This window comes from Polyangium spumosum (genome assembly GCF_009649845.1).
In the GTDB taxonomy this organism is placed as follows: Bacteria; Myxococcota_A; Polyangia; order Polyangiales; family Polyangiaceae; genus Polyangium; species Polyangium spumosum.
Genome location: NZ_WJIE01000007.1, coordinates 288848 through 305413 on the forward strand (window position 1 = coordinate 288848; position 16566 = coordinate 305413).

The window sequence follows — 16566 nt, forward strand, 5'->3', positions numbered from 1 at the left end:
TGGATCCGGTGAAATGGGGACATCCACGGATTGGTTTGTCTCTCTCGCAGAATCCACTCGCTGCCCCGGACGGGGAATTCGCCTCCCCTGCCCTCCCGCGAGCGGACCGGGCCGCCCGGGGCGGCCGCTCGGGTGACGTTTCCGTGCGCCCCGACTGCCGCGTCTGACAAACATCCCCTCGGCCCTCGGCTTCTGCTAGAGCCTGCCCGTGACCGACCTCGTCGTCTTTCCATCCGAACGCCCTCTCACAGGCAGCGTCCCGATCCCGGGCGACAAGAGCATCGCGCACCGGGCCCTCCTCTTCGCCGGCCTCGCCGAAGGACAGAGCCGCATCGTCGGCGGCGCGCTCGGCGCGGACAACATGTCGACGCTCGCCGCGCTCCGCGCGATGGGCATCACCACCGAGGAGCAGACCGACGCGCTGCTCGTCGGCGGCAAAGGGCTCTACGGCCTCCGCGCCCCGAGCGCGCCCATCGACTGCGGCAACTCGGGCACCACGATGCGCCTGCTCGCCGGCGTGCTGGTCGCGCAGCGCTTCGCCGCCGTGCTCGTCGGCGACGAGTCGCTCTCGCGCCGCCCGATGGAGCGCGTCGCCAGGCCCTTGCGCCTGCGCGGCGGTCGCATCGAGGGCAAGCTCGATCCGAAGCGCGTCGGAGAGATCACGGCGCCGCTCCAGATCGGACCTCTGCCCGAGCCCAACGTGCTCGGGCCGCTCGAGTACGAGATGCCCGTCGCGAGCGCGCAGGTGAAGAGCGCGATCCTGCTCTCGGGCCTCTACGCCAACGGGCCCACGTACGTGCGCGAGCCGCTCGTGTCGCGGGATCACACCGAGCGGCTCATGCTCGCGCTCGGCGTGCCGCTGCGCTCGGTCGGCTCGATCATCGAGCTCGACGGCCCCTCGTTCTCGGGCAAACTCCCACCCTTCGAGATCACGGTCCCCGGGGATCCCTCGTCCGCTTCGTTCCTGGTCACGGCCGCGCAGCTCGTCCCGGGCAGCCGCGTGACCGTGCGGCGCGTGGGCCTGAATCCCACGCGCACCGGGCTCTTCGAGGTCCTGCGCGACATGGGCGGCGCGCTCGTCCTCGAGCCGAAGGGCGAGGAGATGGGCGAGCCGATCGGCGACCTGCACGCCGGCGCGGCGGACCTGCGTCCCGGGCGGCTCGGCGGCGAGCTCGTGGCGCGCACGATCGACGAGGTGCCGATCCTCTGCGCGCTCGCGGCCCGCGCGCACGGCACGACGCTCATCGAGGACGCCGCCGAGCTCCGCGTGAAGGAGAGCGATCGTATCGCCATGATGGCGCGCGTGCTCCGCGCGTTTGGCCTCGACTGCGAGGAGCGGCCGGACGGGCTCGCGATCGAGGGAAAGCCGGAAGGCAAGCTGAAGGCCGCGGACATCGAGAGCGGCGGTGATCACCGCATCGCCATGGCATCGTGTGTGCTCGGCCTCCTCGCGGATGGCCCCACGCGCGTGCGCGACGCCGACAACATCGCCACGAGCTTTCCGCGGTTCGTCGGTACGATGCGCGCGCTCGGGGCACGAATCGAGGTAGAACCGGGCGCCGGAGGGACGCCATGACGAGCGGTCGGAGGGCAGTACGCGTCGCGATCGATGGGCCGGCAGGCGCGGGCAAGAGCACGGTCGCGCGGAGGCTCGCGGAGCGGCTCGGCTACCTGCTCCTCGACACGGGCGCGCTCTACAGGACGGTCGCCCTGGCAGCCGTGCGCGAAAAGCTCCGCTGGGACGAGGCGGAGGCGCTCGGCGCGCTCGCGGAGGACCTCGTCACGCGGAGGCGCATGGTGATCGAGCGCGTCGAGGGCGCGACCGGCGGCGGCAGCGGCATGCGGGTCGTGCTCGACGGCGAGGACGTCTCGGCGGCGATCCGCGCCCCCGAGGTGAGCCTCGGCGCGAGCCGCGTCTCGGCCGTGCCCGCGGTGCGCGCGGCGCTGCTCGACATGCAACGCGGGCAAGGCGCCGTGGGCGGCGTGGTGCTCGAAGGGCGCGACATCGGCACCGTGGTCTTCCCCGACGCAGAGGTGAAGTTCTTCCTCACCGCGTCGCCCGAGGTCCGCGCGCGGAGGCGCTACGAAGAGCTCGTCGCGCAAGGCAAGGACGCCACCTACGAGGCGACGTTCAACGACGTGGAGCGCCGCGACAAGGCCGACACCGAGCGCCCCGTGGCGCCGCTCCGTCAGGCCGAGGACGCGATCGTCGTCGACTCGAGCCACAGGGACGTCGCCGAGCTCGTCGAGGAGATGGCGCTTGTCGTCGAAGCGCGAGAGCGAGCGGGCTGAGCCTCGTCCGCGCCGCGCGCTCTTGCTCGGCCTCTTCGCGCTCGGCTCCGCCGCGGCGTGTGGCGGCGAGGTGCCGGCCCCGAAGAGCCCCCGCAAGCGCAAGGGCAAGCGGGAGAGCCTCGATCCGGCCGAGCTCTTCCCGGCCGATCTGGATCTCGTGGTCCGCGTGGATCTCGGCCGCATGCGCGCGCAGCTCGGGCCGCTGGCGGAGGTCCTCTCCGCGCGTGTCGAGGACGAGAGCGGCGGCGAGGAGGCGATCGTCTCGTTGGCGATCACGCGCGCCAAGGTCGTGTGGATCGGCCTGCGCGCCGCGGACGCCGAGGCCGGGGATCGGGTGCTCGTCGTCGAGGGCGACGTCGAGGATGTGCGCCCCGATCCCGGGATCTTCCGCCTCGTGGATCCTCCGATCGCGGACGACGTCCGGACGTGGGAGCGAAGAGGGCCCCTCGGGCGCGCAACCACCGCGCGTATCCACGCCTTCGGGACCCGCATGATCATGTTCGTCACGCCCGTCGAGGCGGACAGCGTCGCTCGTGTGCTCGAGGAGGGCCCGGACGATCGCCGCCGTGATCCCGCGGCCGAGGGCCTGGTCAGCGTGGACCTCCGCGCCCGGCGCCTGCCGCCCTCGCTCGAGCGACGTTTCCCCTCCATCGCCTCGATCATCGGCGGCCTCGACCGCGCCCGCGCGAGCGCGGTGATGGTCGGCGACGCCTTGCGGATCGACGCCGAGATCACGGCCGGCACGGGGCAAGCCGCCGGCAAGGCCGAGAATTTGCTCCGCGCGCTCCGCGAAGGTGGGCAGGGCAGCCGGTATGCCGCGCTCTTCGAGGACGTGCGGATCGAGCGAATCGATCGCTCCGTGCGCGTGCGCTGGGACTTCTCGTCGGAGGTGCTGCGGGCGATGCTCGAAGGCAAGCTCGCGGCGCCGGAGGAGATGCAAGGCGAGCGCTGAGCGTTTTATGCTCGGCGGCGATGGCCGACACGCTCGTCGATCCCGTTGACGCTCAGGGGCTCGGCTCGGACGCGCCGAGTGACGCCCCCGATCCCCCCATCGAGCCCGTCCCGCCCACGCAACGTGATCCCGAGGCGGTCGGGGCCACGCCTCTGGCTGCGCCCAAGCCCGACGTGTTGCCGGAGCCTCCGCCCGAGCCTCGCGCCGAGTCGCCACGACCGAAGCCGCCGCCCACGCGTGTCTTGCTCGTGATCGCTGCGACGGTCTTCGTGCTCGTCACGCTCGCGGGCCTCGCGTTCTGGAGCTTCTTCCTGCGGTACCGGCCCACGGCGCGCGCGCACGTCCCCGCGGGGACGAACATCGCGGTCCGGCTCGAAGCCGCGGACATCGTGCTCTTCAAGCCCGTGCGCGAGCACCTCTTGAAGCTCGCGCTCGATGAAGGCAGCGGGCCCGAGGCCGCCGCGCCCCAGCGGCCCTCGCGCGCGGAGCGCATCCACGATCACACGGGCGTGCGTTTGCCCGCGGACGTGCGCGAGGTCGTCGTCGCGTCGATGGACGGCCGGAGCTGGGTCGCGCTCTTCGGCGGTCGCATCGAGCGCGGCCGCTTCGTCGCGGGCCTCGCCGAGGTCGCGAAGGAGGAGGGCTGGGCCGGGTTTCGCCGGGAAGGCGAGCTCCTCGTGGGCCCTTCGATCGTGATCGGACAGGCGGACGACGGGACGATCCTCGTCGGCACGGATCGATCGATCGTGGAGGCCGCGCTGCCGGCCACGGAGGAAGGTGAGAAGCTCGGTTTGCCCGAGAAGGGCGCGGTCACGTTCGCGATCGCGCGGCAGGCGTTCGAGGTCGCGTCGGGGGCGAACACGCTCCTGCCGCGCGCGTCGGTCCTCGGCACGATCGAGCGGGCCACGGGCTCGCTCGCGCTGAGCGGTTCGCCGGAGCTCGTGGTTCGCCTCGAACCGACGAAGGCCGCGGACGCGCCCAAGCTCGAAGAGGGCGCGCGCTCTCTCCTGTCGGATCTCGGCCTCGTGCTGCTGCTCGCGCAGGACGTCGCGGGCGAGAAGGAGGCGCTCCGGGCGACCACCGTGAAGCGTGAGGGTGATGTCGTCGTGCTCCGCGCGCCCTGGCCGTACGAGGGACTGGATCGCGCCGCCGCCGGGCTCGCGGGCAAGCTGCGCGGCGCGGAGATCCCTGGCAAAAAGCCCTGATTTTGCTCGCCCTGGCCGGAGTTTGTCTCGCCGGTGAGGGCGGACAAAACGGAGCCTTTGGGGGCATCACATTGACAAGGCGCTGGCACCGGACTAGAGGGACCGCTCTCCCGGATCCGGACCGACGCCCGACGTGTGCCCGAGGCCGGCTCAAAACGAGCCGCACGCCCGCGCGGCGCATCGCAATCCGTGCACCGGGAAATCCTAGGGAAGGACGGTTTCAAAAGACCAGATGGCTAGTAACGCGAACGTGGAGATGACGGGATCCGACATGGGATCCGGTATGGAGAGCTTCGCCGCGCTCTTCGAGCAGCGGGTCGAGTCCGATTTCGCGCGCGAGGGCGAGATCATCGCTGGGACGGTCGTTCAGGTCGGCCGTGACTCGGTGGTGGTCGACATCGGTGGCAAGAGCGAGGGCGTGATCCCGCTCCGAGAGTTCGCGGACGCCACGGGTCAGGTCGGCGTCAAGCCCGGCGACAAGGTGGACGTCTACATCGAGAGCCGCGAGAACGACGACGGCCTCGTCACCTTGTCGAAGGAAAAAGCCGACAAGATGAAGGTCTGGGATGAGATCTCGAACGCCTGCGAGGCGGACGAGCTCATCGAGGGCACCATCAGCCAGCGCGTGAAGGGCGGCCTCTCGGTCACCATCCGCGGCGGCGTGAAGGCGTTCCTCCCGGGGTCGCAGGTCGACCTCCGCCCGATCCGCAACTTGGACAAACTGATCGGCCAGACCTACAAGTTCAAGGTCATCAAGTTCAACAAGAAGCGGGGCAACATCGTCCTGTCCCGCCGCGTCCTGCTCGAGCGCGAGCGCGACGAGATGAAGCAGAAGACGCTCGAGACCCTCACCGAGGGCATGACCGTCAAGGGCACGATCAAGAACATCACCGAGTACGGTGCGTTCGTGGACCTCGGCGGCATCGACGGCCTGCTCCACATCACGGACATGAGCTGGGGCCGCGTGAACCACCCGAACGAGGTGTTCAACGTCGGCGACGAGGTCACCGTCAAGGTCCTCAAGTACAACCCCGAGACCGAGCGCGTCTCCCTGGGCCTCAAGCAGACCCAGGAGGATCCGTGGAACCACGCCGAGGAGGCCTACCCGGCGGGCAAGAAGGTCCGCGGCAAGGTCATGTCGATCACGGACTACGGCGCCTTCGTGGAGCTCGAGCCGGGCGTCGAGGGCCTGATCCACGTGAGCGAGATGAGCTGGACCAAGAAGGTCAAGCACCCGTCGAAGCTCCTCGAGGTCGGCCAGGAGATCGAGTGCCAGGTGCTCGAGGTCGACGCGCGCGCCAAGCGCATCAGCCTCGGTCTCAAGCAGCTCGAGCCCGATCCGTGGATGCTCTTCACGGACAAGTACCACCCCGGCGACAAGATCGCGGGCAAGGTCCGTTCGCTCACCGATTACGGCGTGTTCGTCGGGATCGAGGAGGGCGTCGACGGCATGGTCCACAAGAGCGACCTCTCGTGGTCGGTGCGCGTCAACAACCCGAGCGACCTGCACCACAAGGGCGACGACGTCGAGGCGATCATCCTCTCGATCAACCACGACGAGAAGAAGGTCTCCCTCGGCATCAAGCAGCTCTGGGACGACCCGTGGCCGACGATGCTCAGCGAGTTCGCGCCCGGCCGCGTGATCGACGAGTCGCAGGTCATCAGCATCGTCGAGTACGGCATCTTCGTGCGCCTGCGCGAGGGCGTCGAGGCGCTCATCCAGACGGGCGACATCCTCGAGCCCGAGGGCACGAAGATCAAGGTCGGCGACCTCGTGAAGGTCGAGATCTCGAGCGTCGACACGATCGAGCGCCGCCTCTTCGCGACGATGAAGAACATCGGCGTGGAGAAGCCGGCGCCGGCCGAGCGCCCGAAGCGCGTGAAGAGCGCGGGCGGCGGTGGTAGCGCGGCCGTCGAGGAGGAGAAGAGCGTGGCCGGAACGGTCGGCGATCTCATCCGCGAGAAGCTGGCCGGCAAGCTCGATCTCAAGAAGAAGGAGAAGGATCAGGAGTAATCCTGGCCCCTCTCGGGTGACCGTTCGCGGCGCCTTCCCCTCGCGAGCTCGTGAGGGAGAGGCGCCGCGCGCGTTTTGTCCTTACGATCGGCGCATGAAACGCTTGCTCGTCGCGCCCGCGATCGTCCTCGCCGTGATCCTCGCCGCGCTCCCCGTCCGCGCCGATCCGCCCCCGGATCCGGATCCCTTTTTCGGCCGCGACAAAGCCCTGCACTTCGGCTTCTCGGCCGCGCTCGCGGGAGGCGCATACGGCGCCTCGGCCCTCTACGGCCTCGACGGGCGGGCGAACCGCGTCGCGGTCGGCATGGCCGTCGCGATCGGCGCCGGGTACAGCAAGGAAATCCTCGACGCTTGCGGGTTCGGCACGCCGTCGTGGAGAGATTTCGCCTGGGATCTCATGGGGACGGCGGTGGGCATCGGCGTCTCGCTCGCCCTCGATTACGCACTTTCACCTTCCCCGGCCGCGAAAAGCGGCAGCATGGCGCCCGCGCGTTGATCGCCACCGGCCGGCGCCGGTGCTAGCGTGCCGCGCTCGATGGGCCATCCGCTCTGGGCGCCGTGGCGCATGGAGTACATCCTTTCAAAAAAGGGTGGATCCTGCGTGTTTTGTGGCATCGAAGCTGCACCGCCGGAGGAGCTCCGCGAGCGCCTCGTCGTGTGTGATACGCCGCGCGCGTTCGTCGTGCTGAACCGCTACCCGTTCGCCGCGGCGCACCTCCTGGTCGTGCCGCACGCGCACGTCGACGCGCTGGAGAAGCTCTCGCGCGAGGATCATCACGCCCTCTTCGATCTCGTGCGCGATGCGACGCAGCGCCTGCGCGCCGCGGTCAAGCCCGAGGGGCTCAACGTGGGCTTGAACCTGGGCGCGGCCGCGGGCGCGGGGATCGCCGAGCACCTGCACGCGCACATCGTCCCGCGCTGGAGCGGCGACACGAACTTCATGCCGGTGCTCGCCGACGTACGCGTCGTGCCCCAGGCCCTCGAGAAGACGCGCGACTACCTCGCGCCTTTTTTCGCGGATCTGCCGGGCGCGCGCCTGCCCGCGCCGAGTGATGGAGGCGAGAGCCCGTGAACGAACCGTCACCGCCCGTGTCAGCCCATCCGCCGGAGCGCAAGACCGCGCGCCGCGTCTTCCTCGCCACGAGCGCGGTGCTCGTCGTCGCGCTCTGCATCACCGCGCACGCCGTGATGCTCCCCTTCGTGCTCGCGCTCGTCGTGGCGTACGTGCTGACGCCCGCGGTCCTGCGCGTCGAGCGCAAACGCGTGCCGCGCTGGGCCGCGATCCTGCTCGTCTACGCGATGACGCTCGGCGCGATCGGCGGCTTCATCGGGATGATCGTCCCGCGCCTCGTCACCGAGGGGCAGGCCCTCGCATCCGAGTGGCCGAACCTCACGCGCAAGGTGCGGAGCGAGTGGCTGCCGGCGATCGACTCGCGCCTCGTGCGCTGGGCCGGGCAACGCCCCGCGGAGAGCGCGCCGGAGCCCACGCCGAACGCGAGCCCCGAGATCAACGCGGGTGAGGCGCAGAAGGCCGAGGCGCAGGAAGCCGAGCGCCCGCCGCTCCGGATCGTCAAGCGTGACGACGGCTCGTACGACGTCTTCGTGAGCGAGGATCTGCGCCTGCACGAGGTGCAGCACGGCACCTGGGAGGTCGTGAACGAGGAGCCGAAGAACATCTCGAGCGCGGGCCTCTTGCGCGAGGGGTTCGACAAGGCGCTGCTCTACCTGCGCCAGAACGCGACGCTCGTGCTCCAGGTCGGCCAGAAGATCGCGGGCGCGATCTCGCGCGGGATCTTCAACCTCTTCATGACGTTGATGCTCGCGGGTTACATCATCCTGACGCACGAGAAGATCCTCGCGTTCTTCCGCGACCTCTGGGATCCGACCTCGCACCACACCTTCGACAGGTTCATGCGCAGGCTCGATCGAGGCCTGTCCGGCGTCGTGCGTGGGCAGCTCCTCATCTGCCTCGTGAACGGCGTGCTCTCGGCGATCGGCTTCTGGCTCTTCCACCTGAAGTACTGGCCGATCCTCTCGATCCTCGCGGCCGTGATGTCGCTGATCCCGATCTTCGGCTCGATCCTGAGCTCGATCCCGGCCGTGCTCATCGGCCTCACGCAGTCGCCGATGACGGCGTTCGGCGTGCTCGCGTGGATCGTGGGCATCCACCAGCTCGAGGCGAACTTCCTGAACCCGAAGATCATCGGCGACGCGGCCAAGATCCACCCCGTCCTCGTCGTGTTCTCGCTGCTCGTGGGCGAGCACTTCTTCCAGATCACGGGCGCGCTCTTCGCGGTGCCGTGCATGTCCATCGCCCAGACCATCTTCCTGCACTTCCGCGAGTCGACGATGGGCCTGTCCGATCCCATGTCGACGCACCCGCCCAAGGCCAAGGTGCGTCCGGACGTGAAGGAGACGCCGTCGACGCCGGAGGCGGGCGCCGCGGGCTGACGAAGTCGCGAGGGGCCGCGCTACTGTTTCCCGTGGCACGTGGTATGAAGCGCTCGCCTTGAAGACGTCCGACAAGCCGAAGAACAACACCCCGGAGAAACCGAAGACCGCGGACAAGCCGAAGGCCGCGCGCGAGGCGCTCATCGCCGCCGCGCGCGACAAACAGGCGGCCGCGCCCGATCCGCTCCAGATGCTCGAGCCGAAGAAGCTCGCGGTCCGGATCGGCATCCCGCTCGCGCTCGTCTGGTGCATCGCGCTCTTCATCTCGGGCTGGATCTCGAAGGTCGTGGCGCTCGTCGTGACGCTCGGCGTGGCGGCCCTGGTCGTCTGGGTCTTGCGGTACGCGCAGCGCTCGCGCGCCGTGGCGAACCTCGTGCGCGGCGCGGACACGCCCGAGGCGCGCAAGGAGGCCATCGAGAAGCTCGAGAGCGAGTTCGGCAAGGACGACACCGCGGCTGTCTTCGCCCGCGCGCAGCTCGAGCTGCAGGAGGATCCGAAGAAGGCGCTGGCGACGCTGGAGAGCATCAAGCTCGAGAAGGTCATGCCGCCGGTCGCCGACGAGGCGCGGGCGCAACGCGCGATGATCCACCTCGTGCTCGGCGAGACCGAGGCGGCCAAGGGCCTCGTCGACAAGATCGACCTCGGCCGGCACAAGGACGCGAAGAGCCGGGCGACGATCGCGGCGATCGTGGGCGAGGCGTGGGCGCGGGCCGGTCAGGCGAAGAAGGCCGTGGAGCTGCTCGACACGCTCGATCCGAACGACGCGACCTACGCCGACATCAAGCCGCAGCTCCTCCGCTCGCGCGCGTTCGCGTACGCGTGGACGAACGACACGAAGCGGATGAAGCAGATCCTGCGGCAGCTCTCGGCGCTCAACCCGCAGTACCTCGCGTCGTTCATCACGAAGAAGAAGCTGCCCGGCGGCGTCTCGCCGAAGGGCGTGCATCCGCTGCTCGAAAAAGAGGCCTTCGAGATGATCTCCAAGAGCGGGATGATCCCGCGCAAGATGGAGTATCGACGGTCCTAGGACGACGGCGCCGGCGGCTTGAGGAATCGCTCGACCGCGTCGAGCAACGTGTCGATGCCGACGGGCTTGCGCAGGTATCCGTTCGCCTGGATCTTCGCGGCCTGCTGCCGGAGGTTGCCGTCGGCCGAGATCACGATGACGGGGATGTCGGCGATCGTCGGATCCTGTCGTTGCTCGGTCCGGAAGCGCCAGCCGTCCATGACCGGCATCATCAGGTCGAGCAGGATGAGCTGCGGGCGAACGCCCTCGTGGAGCAGGTCGAGCGCCTGCTTTCCGTTGCTCGCGCCACGCACCTCGTAGCCCTCTTCCTCGAGGATCTGCGCGATGGTCTCACGGATGTCCGGATCGTCCTCGACGACGAGGACGCCGCGGCTCCCCTGCTCGATCGTGCCCATGGTCCCCGCCCGCAAAGGCGCGGCCACTCTACTGACCCACCCACGGTGTCGCCAGCCCCGGCGCCTCCGTACCGGACAAATCTTGGTGCGTGAGCAAACGCGACCATCGACCTGTGACGCGAGTTTCCCCCATGGCCCAGGCATGCACCTTTTGTCGTATTGCGGCAGGTGATCTTCCTGCCCATCTCGTGCTCGACGAGCCCGAGATCCTCGCCTTCCTCGATCGCAGCCCCTTGTTCGTGGGCCACTGCCTCGTCGTTCCCCGCGCCCACGTGCCGACGCTACTCGATCTACCCGAGCCGTCGATCGGTCCCCTCTTTGCGGCCGCGCAGCGCGTGGCGCGCGCGATCGAGCCTGCGCTCTCGGCCGAGGGATCGTTCGTGGCGATGAACAACAAGATAAGCCAGAGCGTGCCGCACCTGCACGTGCACGTGGTGCCGCGGCGCAAGAAGGATGGCCTGCGGGGCTTCTTCTGGCCGCGCGCGAAGTACACGAGCGACGAGGAGATGGCGCGTGTCGCCGAGGCGCTACGCGCGGCGCTGCGATCTCCCGCATAATGTGCGGATGAGTGACTCCCCCCCGCCGTCCCGCCCGCGCACGCCCCTGCGCGAGGTGACGAGGCTCTGGTTCGGCCTCGAAGCGCCGGTCGGGCGGCGCGCCTATCTGCTCACGGGCGTGACGCTGATGGCGCTCAAGTACGGCCTCGACGCGCTGCTCGTGTACCTCGCGTCGGGCGTGCTCTGGTCGCCGCTCGCGTACCTGAGCCCGGCCCTCTCGTTGCGGATGCAGAGCATCCCCGACGCGCCGTCGTGGCTCTTCGTGACGATGGGGGTCGCGACGCTGCCGTTCTTGTGGATCGGCGTCTCGATGAGCATTCGACGCGCGGCGAACGCGGGTTTGTCGCCGTGGTTCGGCCTCTCGTTCCTGGTGCCGGCGCTGAACTACCTGGTGATGCTCGTGCTCGCGGCGCTGCCGGAGCGCGCGGACGCGTGGAAGCCGGAGCCGACGTCGCCGTATCGCGAGCCGGGGCCGCAGCCGAAGATCCAGCCGAAGATCGAGGGCACGCTGCGGAGCGCGCTGCTCGGCGTGGTGGCAGCCGTCGCGGTGGGGCTCGGGATGGCGGGGCTCAGCGTGTACGCGCTGAACCTCTACGGCATGTCGCTCTTCTTCGTGACGCCGTTCGTGATGGGCTCGGTGAGCTCGTTCCTCTTGAACCGCGAGGCGCCGCAGCCGCTCGGACGTGCAGTCCTGGTCGCGGGTTTGTCCGTCGCGATCACGGGCGGGGCGATGTTGCTCTTCGCGCTGGAGGGCCTCGTCTGCCTGCTGATGGCCGCGCCGATCGCGGGCGTGGTGGCGGTGATCGGCGCGATCCTGGGCCGCGCGATCGCGCTGCAGGCGAAGACGCCGCGCACGCACGCCGCGGCGGCGGTGCTGGCGCTGCCGGGGCTCGTGGGCGCGGAGGCGGCGGTGGTGACGCCCGAGCTGCGCGAGGTGAAGACGGTGATCGAGGTGGACGCGCCGCCGGATCGGGTGTGGGAGAACGTGATCGGCTTCGGCGAGCTCGCGCCGCCCGCGGAATGGTTCTTCCACACGGGGATCGCCTACCCGGTGCGGGCGCGGCTCGAAGGCGAAGGCGTGGGCGCCGTGCGGTACTGCGAGTTCTCGACGGGCCCGTTCGTCGAGCCGATCACGGTCTGGGACAAACCTCGGAGGCTCGCGTTCGACGTGGCGAAGCAGCCCCACGCGATGAAGGAGTGGAGCCCGTTCCAGTACGTGCACGCGCCGCACCTCGACGGTAGTTTGAGGTCCAAGCGTGGTCAGTTCCTGCTGACCGAGCTGCCCGGCGGACGAACGCGCCTCGAAGGGACGACGTGGTACGAGCTCGAGATGTCGCCGAACATGTACTGGGCGTTCTGGTCGGATGGCGCGATCCACGCGATCCACACGCGCGTGCTCGAGCACGTGAAGCGGCTCAGCGAGGCGAAATGACGAGCGGGCGGGCTACGCGGTGACGACCCGGCCCGCCCCACCATCGACGGTGATGACCTGCCCCGTCGTGATCCGCGCCGTCGCGCCGGCGACGCCGACGACGGCCGGGATCCCGTACTCGCGCGCCACCACCGCGCCGTGCGACATGCTCCCGCCCATCTCCATCACGAGCCCTCCGGCCGTCAGGAAGAGCGGGGTCCAGCCGGGATCCGTCGACGGCGCGACCAGGATCTCGCCGGGCTCGATCTTCGCGCCCACCGGATCCAGCACCACGCGCGCCTTGCCCGTGACACGCCCCGCGCAGGCGGGCGTACCCGACAAACCATGCTCGTCCGACGCGGCCGCGGCCATCACCTCGGGCTCCGTGCCGTCCGAGAGCAGGATCCGCGGCACGTGCTTGCGGCCGAGCTCCTGCGTGATCATGCGCCGGCGCTCGGCCACGAGCGCGCGGAGATCGTCGCCCGCGACGACCGCGCGCAGCTCGCGCAGGTCGAGGAGGAACACGTCGTCCTCGGCCGCGAGGTTCCCTTCGCGCACGAGCAGCCGGCCGGCCTCGAGCAAGAGCGCGCGGGCGTGCGCGATGATGCGCACGACCCCGAACTTCGGCGCCTCGCGTACGCCCATGAGCCTGCGCACGCGGTCCGCCGCGAAACGAACCGCCGCGCCGCGCAGCATGCCCTTCGCGCGCGCCCGGGACGCGAGCTCCTCCGCCATCCGCTCCGCCTCGCGCGCGCCACGCTCGAACGCCACGTCCGGCGGCGCCACGTCGTCGCCGAGCGCGAGGTAGTTCGCGAGGCTGCCGAGGATGTGCGTCGGGTCGTCGCGCCACCGAGGCACGCCGATGTCGATCTCCGCGACGCCACGCGCGCCCCAGCGCGCGAGGAACGCTTCGAGCTCACGCTGGAGCACGGCCGGCAGCGCTCGCTCGGCGTGACGCTCGGCGAGCGCGGCGGGGGTCTCCTCGCGCAGAGCGCTTCGCGAGGCAGGATCGGCGCCGACGCGGCGCGAGAGCGACCAGAGCTCGAGGTCCATCTCGGTCGTCGGGTTGTTCGGCAGCGAGCGCAAGAGCGTGTGGACCTCGGCCTCGTCGAGGTCCTCTCCGAGCAAGCCGCGCAGCACGCGCAGCGCGACGAAGCCAACCGCCACGCTCGGCATGTGCAGGAAGACGGCGCTGAAGCCGGGGAGCATGCGCTCGACGGCGTCGAGATAGGCCGACGGCGGGGAGCCATCGGGCACCTGGGCGAGCGCGATCGCCGCCTCGACGTCGGCCTCGATGTGCGCAGGGACCTCGTCCGGCGACACGAGCCCGCGAAGGACCCTCCGCGGCGCGCGCATCGACGAGGCCGCGCGGGCGACGCCACGCGCGATCTTCCAGGCAGGCGTGCGCACGAGACCGAGGCGCGGTTCTTCGAGGAGCGCGCGCAGCACGGCGCCCGTCCGCGCTTCCATCCGCGCCGACACGAAGACCAGGAGGCGGTGGCCGAGCGGATTGCGGATGACGTCCGTGATGTCGAGGAACAACCGACTCGCGGAGACGGCCACGAAGGGCGCGCCCTCGATGGGATCGCCGTCCCAGAGGCTCGTCACCCTCGCGACGTTGCCGAAGAAGGCCCGCCAGAGCTGCACGCCCATCGGCGAGAACGGGCGGAAGACACCCTGCGCCACGTTGAAGCTGAAGAGGACGCGCAGATCGCCCTCCTTCGACCAGGGACCTACCGGGATCGGGAAGAGCGTGGTGATCGGGCGCGACTGCACGAGGAGGATCTCTCCTTCGGGATCGATCGCCCACTCGATGTCCTGCGGCGCGCCGAAATGCGCCTCGACCCGCGCGCCCATCTTCGCGAGCGCGCGCGCCTCCGCGTCGGAGATACAAGGCCCCGTCGAGCCGTCTGCGCGTTGCTCGTGGCGCGTCCCCCCGCCTGGCAGGGCCTCGATCACCACCCGTTTGTCCCCGAGGCGGCGGGCGACGATCTCGCCCGTGTCCACGCGGATCTCGAGGTGATCGGGGTTCGTCGCGCCACTCACGACGGCCTCGCCGAGGCCCGGCGCCGCGTCGATCACGGCCTCGCGGCGCCGGCCCGTCACGGGGTTCGCCGTGAAGAGCACGCCCGCCGCGCGCGCGAACACGAGGCGCTGCACGACGACCGCGAGGGAGACCTCGCGAGGATCGATCGCGCGATCCGCGCGGTACACGACGGCGCGCTCGGTGAAGAGCGAAGCCCAGCAGCGGCGAACCGCGTCGAGCAGCGCGTCCTTGCCGAGGACACCGAGGTAGGTGTCCTGCTGTCCGGCAAAACTCGCGTCCGGCAGATCCTCGGCCGTGGCCGACGAACGCACGGCGACGGTCGCGCCGCCGAGATCGTCCTCGTAGGCGCGAACGCACGCCTCGGCGATCACGTCGGGCACGGGCGCGGACGAGAGCGCGGCGCGGATGTCGGCCGCGAGCGCGGCGAGGCGGGCGCGATCGCTCGGATCGGCCTTCGCGAGCGCGTCGAGGGAGGGGCCGATCTTCGCCGCCTCCGCCGCGACGCGGAAGGCGGAGGTCGTCGCGACGAACCCGGGCGGGACCGGGACACCCGCGCGGATCATCTCGCCGAGGTTCGCGGCTTTGCCGCCGGCGATGGGGAGGGAAGAGCGATCGAGCGCGGCGAGCGGACGTACGAAGGTCACGCTCGACGCGTAGGGGACGCGGCACGCGGGAACAAGGTCTCGCGCGCCTCCCGGCTCAGAACTCGCAATGGCCCGGCGTGCGCGGGAACGGGATCACGTCGCGGATGTTGCCCATGCCGGTGCAGAGCAGGACGAGGCGCTCGAAGCCGAGGCCGAAGCCGGCGTGCGGGGCCGTGCCGTACTTGCGGAGGTCGAGGTAAAACGCGTAGTCCTCGGGCTTCAGGCCGGCCTCCTGCATGCGCTCGAGGAGCACGTCGTACCGCTCCTCGCGCTGGCTGCCGCCGATGATCTCGCCGATCTGCGGCACGAGCACGTCCATGTTGCGGACGGTCTTCTTGTCGTCGTTGAGGCGCATGTAGAAGGCCGTGAAATCCTTCGGGTAGTCCGTGAGGATCACGGGCCTCTTGAGGTGCACCTCGGTCAGGTACCGCTCGTGCTCCGTCTGCAGGCTCGAGCCCCACTTCGCCGGGTACTCGAACTTCTGGCCGGACTTCTCGAGGATCTCGACCGCCTCGGTGTACGTCATGCGCGCGAAGGGGCCGGCCACGATGTTCTGCAGGCTCTCCTTGAGGCCCTTCTGCACGAAGCTGTCGAGCAGGTGGAGGTCGTCCTGGTTCTGCTCGAGCACGGCGCGGATGACGTGCTTCAGGAACTCCTCCGCGATGAACGCGTTGTGATCGAGATCCGCGAAGGCCATCTCGGGCTCGATCATCCAGAACTCGGCGAGGTGGCGCGTGGTGTTGGAGTTCTCGGCGCGGAACGTGGGGCCGAAGGTGTAGATGTTGCCGAGGGCCATCGCGTAGGTCTCGCCCTCGAGCTGGCCGCTCACCGTGAGGCTCGTGCGGCGGCCGAAGAAGTCCCTCGCGTAGTCGATCTTGCCCTCGGGCGTGCGCGGGGGTTTGTCGAGGTCGAGCGTCGTGACCTGGAACATCTCGCCCGCGCCTTCGCAGTCGTTCGCCGTGATGATCGGCGTCTGCACGTAGAAGAAGCCGCGCGAGCGGAAGAAGTCGTGCACGGCCATCGACAGGGTGTGGCGGATGCGCGTGACGGCGCCGAAGGTGTTCGTGCGCGGCCTGAGGTGCCCGATCGTGCGCAGGTAGTCGAAGCCGTGGCGCTTCTTCTGCAGCGGGAAATCCTCGGGCGAGAAGCCGTAGACGTGCACGCGCTCGGCCTTGATCTCGATCGCCTGCTCCTTGCCCTGGCTCGCGACGACGACGCCCTCGACGCGCACGCTCGAGCCCGTGCCGAGCTTCTTCACGTCGGTCTCGTAGTTCTCGAGCGCGCCGTCCGCGATGACCTGCAGGTTCTTCAGGCAGGAGCCGTCGTTGATCTCCAGGAAGGAGAAGTTGTTCTTCGCGTCGCGACGCGTGCGGACCCAACCACACACGGCGATGCGCTGGCCAACGGGCGACTGCTTGAAAAGCTCCTGTACGCGATGAATCTGCATGGCCAATACCTCTCGTCGACGCTTGGGGCTACGGATCGCCTACGGCGTCCTACGCCCCAAACCCCTCGACGCTTGGGGCTACGGATCGCCTACGGCGTCCTACGCCCCAAACCCCAAAGCACCG

At 69.8% G+C, this 16566-nt stretch carries 14 protein-coding genes; 11 read left to right on the plus strand and 3 right to left on the minus strand.

From position 1 onward, the window contains the following. Window positions 1-208 precede the first annotated feature (208 nt). The 9 genes from aroA to GF068_RS25390 all read left to right on the plus strand — a co-directional run bounded on the left by aroA (window position 209) and on the right by GF068_RS25390 (window position 9941). Window positions 209-1576 (plus strand): 3-phosphoshikimate 1-carboxyvinyltransferase, encoded by a 1368-nt coding sequence (gene aroA / locus GF068_RS25350; RefSeq protein WP_338046560.1) that lies wholly within the window; start codon window positions 209-211, stop codon window positions 1574-1576. Beyond that, window positions 1573-2292: a (d)CMP kinase gene (gene cmk / locus GF068_RS25355; protein WP_153822036.1), complete on the plus strand. Its 720-nt coding sequence runs from the start codon at window positions 1573-1575 to the stop codon at window positions 2290-2292. Before aroA ends, cmk begins: the two co-directional genes overlap by 4 nt. Then, window positions 2261-3244 (plus strand): hypothetical protein, encoded by a 984-nt coding sequence (locus GF068_RS25360; protein WP_153822037.1) that lies wholly within the window; start codon window positions 2261-2263, stop codon window positions 3242-3244. The genes cmk and GF068_RS25360 overlap by 32 nt, the downstream gene beginning before the upstream one ends. Window positions 3245-3264: 20 nt before the next feature. Next, on the plus strand, window positions 3265-4449 hold the full coding sequence (locus GF068_RS25365) for a hypothetical protein (RefSeq protein ID WP_206079546.1): 1185 nt from the start codon (window positions 3265-3267) through the stop codon (window positions 4447-4449). 232 nt (window positions 4450-4681) lie between these two features. Beyond that, window positions 4682-6463, plus strand: coding sequence for a 30S ribosomal protein S1 (locus GF068_RS25370; RefSeq protein WP_153822038.1), 1782 nt, complete (start codon window positions 4682-4684; stop codon window positions 6461-6463). A gap of 94 nt (window positions 6464-6557) precedes the next feature. Beyond that, window positions 6558-6959, plus strand: coding sequence for a YfiM family lipoprotein (locus tag GF068_RS25375; protein ID WP_153822039.1), 402 nt, complete (start codon window positions 6558-6560; stop codon window positions 6957-6959). 39 nt (window positions 6960-6998) lie between these two features. Beyond that, window positions 6999-7535, plus strand: a complete 537-nt coding sequence (locus GF068_RS25380) for an HIT family protein (RefSeq protein WP_153822040.1) — start codon at window positions 6999-7001, stop codon at window positions 7533-7535. Further along, window positions 7532-8914 carry an AI-2E family transporter gene (locus GF068_RS47145; protein WP_338046561.1) on the plus strand — a complete coding sequence of 461 codons (1383 nt, stop codon included), beginning with the start codon at window positions 7532-7534 and terminating at the stop codon, window positions 8912-8914. Before GF068_RS25380 ends, GF068_RS47145 begins: the two co-directional genes overlap by 4 nt. A 58-nt stretch (window positions 8915-8972) precedes the next feature. Continuing rightward, window positions 8973-9941, plus strand: a complete 969-nt coding sequence (locus tag GF068_RS25390; RefSeq protein ID WP_153822041.1) for a tetratricopeptide repeat protein — start codon at window positions 8973-8975, stop codon at window positions 9939-9941. Here the strand turns inward: GF068_RS25390 and GF068_RS25395 are convergent. Continuing rightward, a complete protein-coding gene (locus GF068_RS25395; protein WP_338046562.1) occupies window positions 9938-10363 on the minus strand; it encodes a response regulator in 426 nt (141 codons plus the stop codon). The two genes, GF068_RS25390 and GF068_RS25395, sit on opposite strands and share 4 nt — an antisense overlap. A gap of 104 nt (window positions 10364-10467) precedes the next feature. Between GF068_RS25395 and GF068_RS25400 the strand changes: the two genes are divergently transcribed. Together GF068_RS25400 and GF068_RS25405 are read left to right on the plus strand one after the other, a co-directional pair. Beyond that, the gene (locus GF068_RS25400; RefSeq protein WP_153822042.1) at window positions 10468-10893 is read left to right on the plus strand and encodes an HIT family protein; all 426 of its coding nucleotides are present in this window, start codon (window positions 10468-10470) and stop codon (window positions 10891-10893) included. Window positions 10894-10900: 7 nt separating this feature from the next. Further along, window positions 10901-12325, plus strand: coding sequence for a hypothetical protein (locus GF068_RS25405; protein ID WP_153822043.1), 1425 nt, complete (start codon window positions 10901-10903; stop codon window positions 12323-12325). A gap of 12 nt (window positions 12326-12337) precedes the next feature. Here the strand turns inward: GF068_RS25405 and GF068_RS47150 are convergent, their stop codons facing one another. Together GF068_RS47150 and asnS are read right to left on the minus strand one after the other, a co-directional pair. Beyond that, window positions 12338-14995, minus strand: a complete 2658-nt coding sequence (locus GF068_RS47150) for a PEP/pyruvate-binding domain-containing protein (protein WP_206079547.1) — start codon at window positions 14993-14995, stop codon at window positions 12338-12340. 55 nt (window positions 14996-15050) lie between these two features. Beyond that, a complete protein-coding gene (asnS, locus tag GF068_RS25415) occupies window positions 15051-16442 on the minus strand; it encodes an asparagine--tRNA ligase (protein ID WP_153822044.1) in 1392 nt (463 codons plus the stop codon). Between the last annotated feature and the right edge of the window lie 124 nt (window positions 16443-16566).

Bases quoted from the DNA above. Each gene is read 5' to 3' on its own strand.
- GF068_RS25370 (WP_153822038.1), top strand. From the start codon at position 4,682: ATGGCTAGTAACGCGAACGTGGAGATGACGGGATCCGACATGGGATCC.
- GF068_RS25380 (WP_153822040.1), top strand. From the start codon at position 6,999: ATGGGCCATCCGCTCTGGGCGCCGTGGCGCATGGAGTACATCCTTTCA.
- asnS (WP_153822044.1), bottom strand. From the start codon at position 16,442: ATGCAGATTCATCGCGTACAGGAGCTTTTCAAGCAGTCGCCCGTTGGC.
- GF068_RS25375 (WP_153822039.1), top strand. From the start codon at position 6,558: ATGAAACGCTTGCTCGTCGCGCCCGCGATCGTCCTCGCCGTGATCCTC.
- cmk (WP_153822036.1), top strand. From the start codon at position 1,573: ATGACGAGCGGTCGGAGGGCAGTACGCGTCGCGATCGATGGGCCGGCA.
- GF068_RS25405 (WP_153822043.1), top strand. From the start codon at position 10,901: ATGAGTGACTCCCCCCCGCCGTCCCGCCCGCGCACGCCCCTGCGCGAG.
- GF068_RS25400 (WP_153822042.1), top strand. From the start codon at position 10,468: ATGGCCCAGGCATGCACCTTTTGTCGTATTGCGGCAGGTGATCTTCCT.
- GF068_RS25365 (WP_206079546.1), top strand. From the start codon at position 3,265: ATGGCCGACACGCTCGTCGATCCCGTTGACGCTCAGGGGCTCGGCTCG.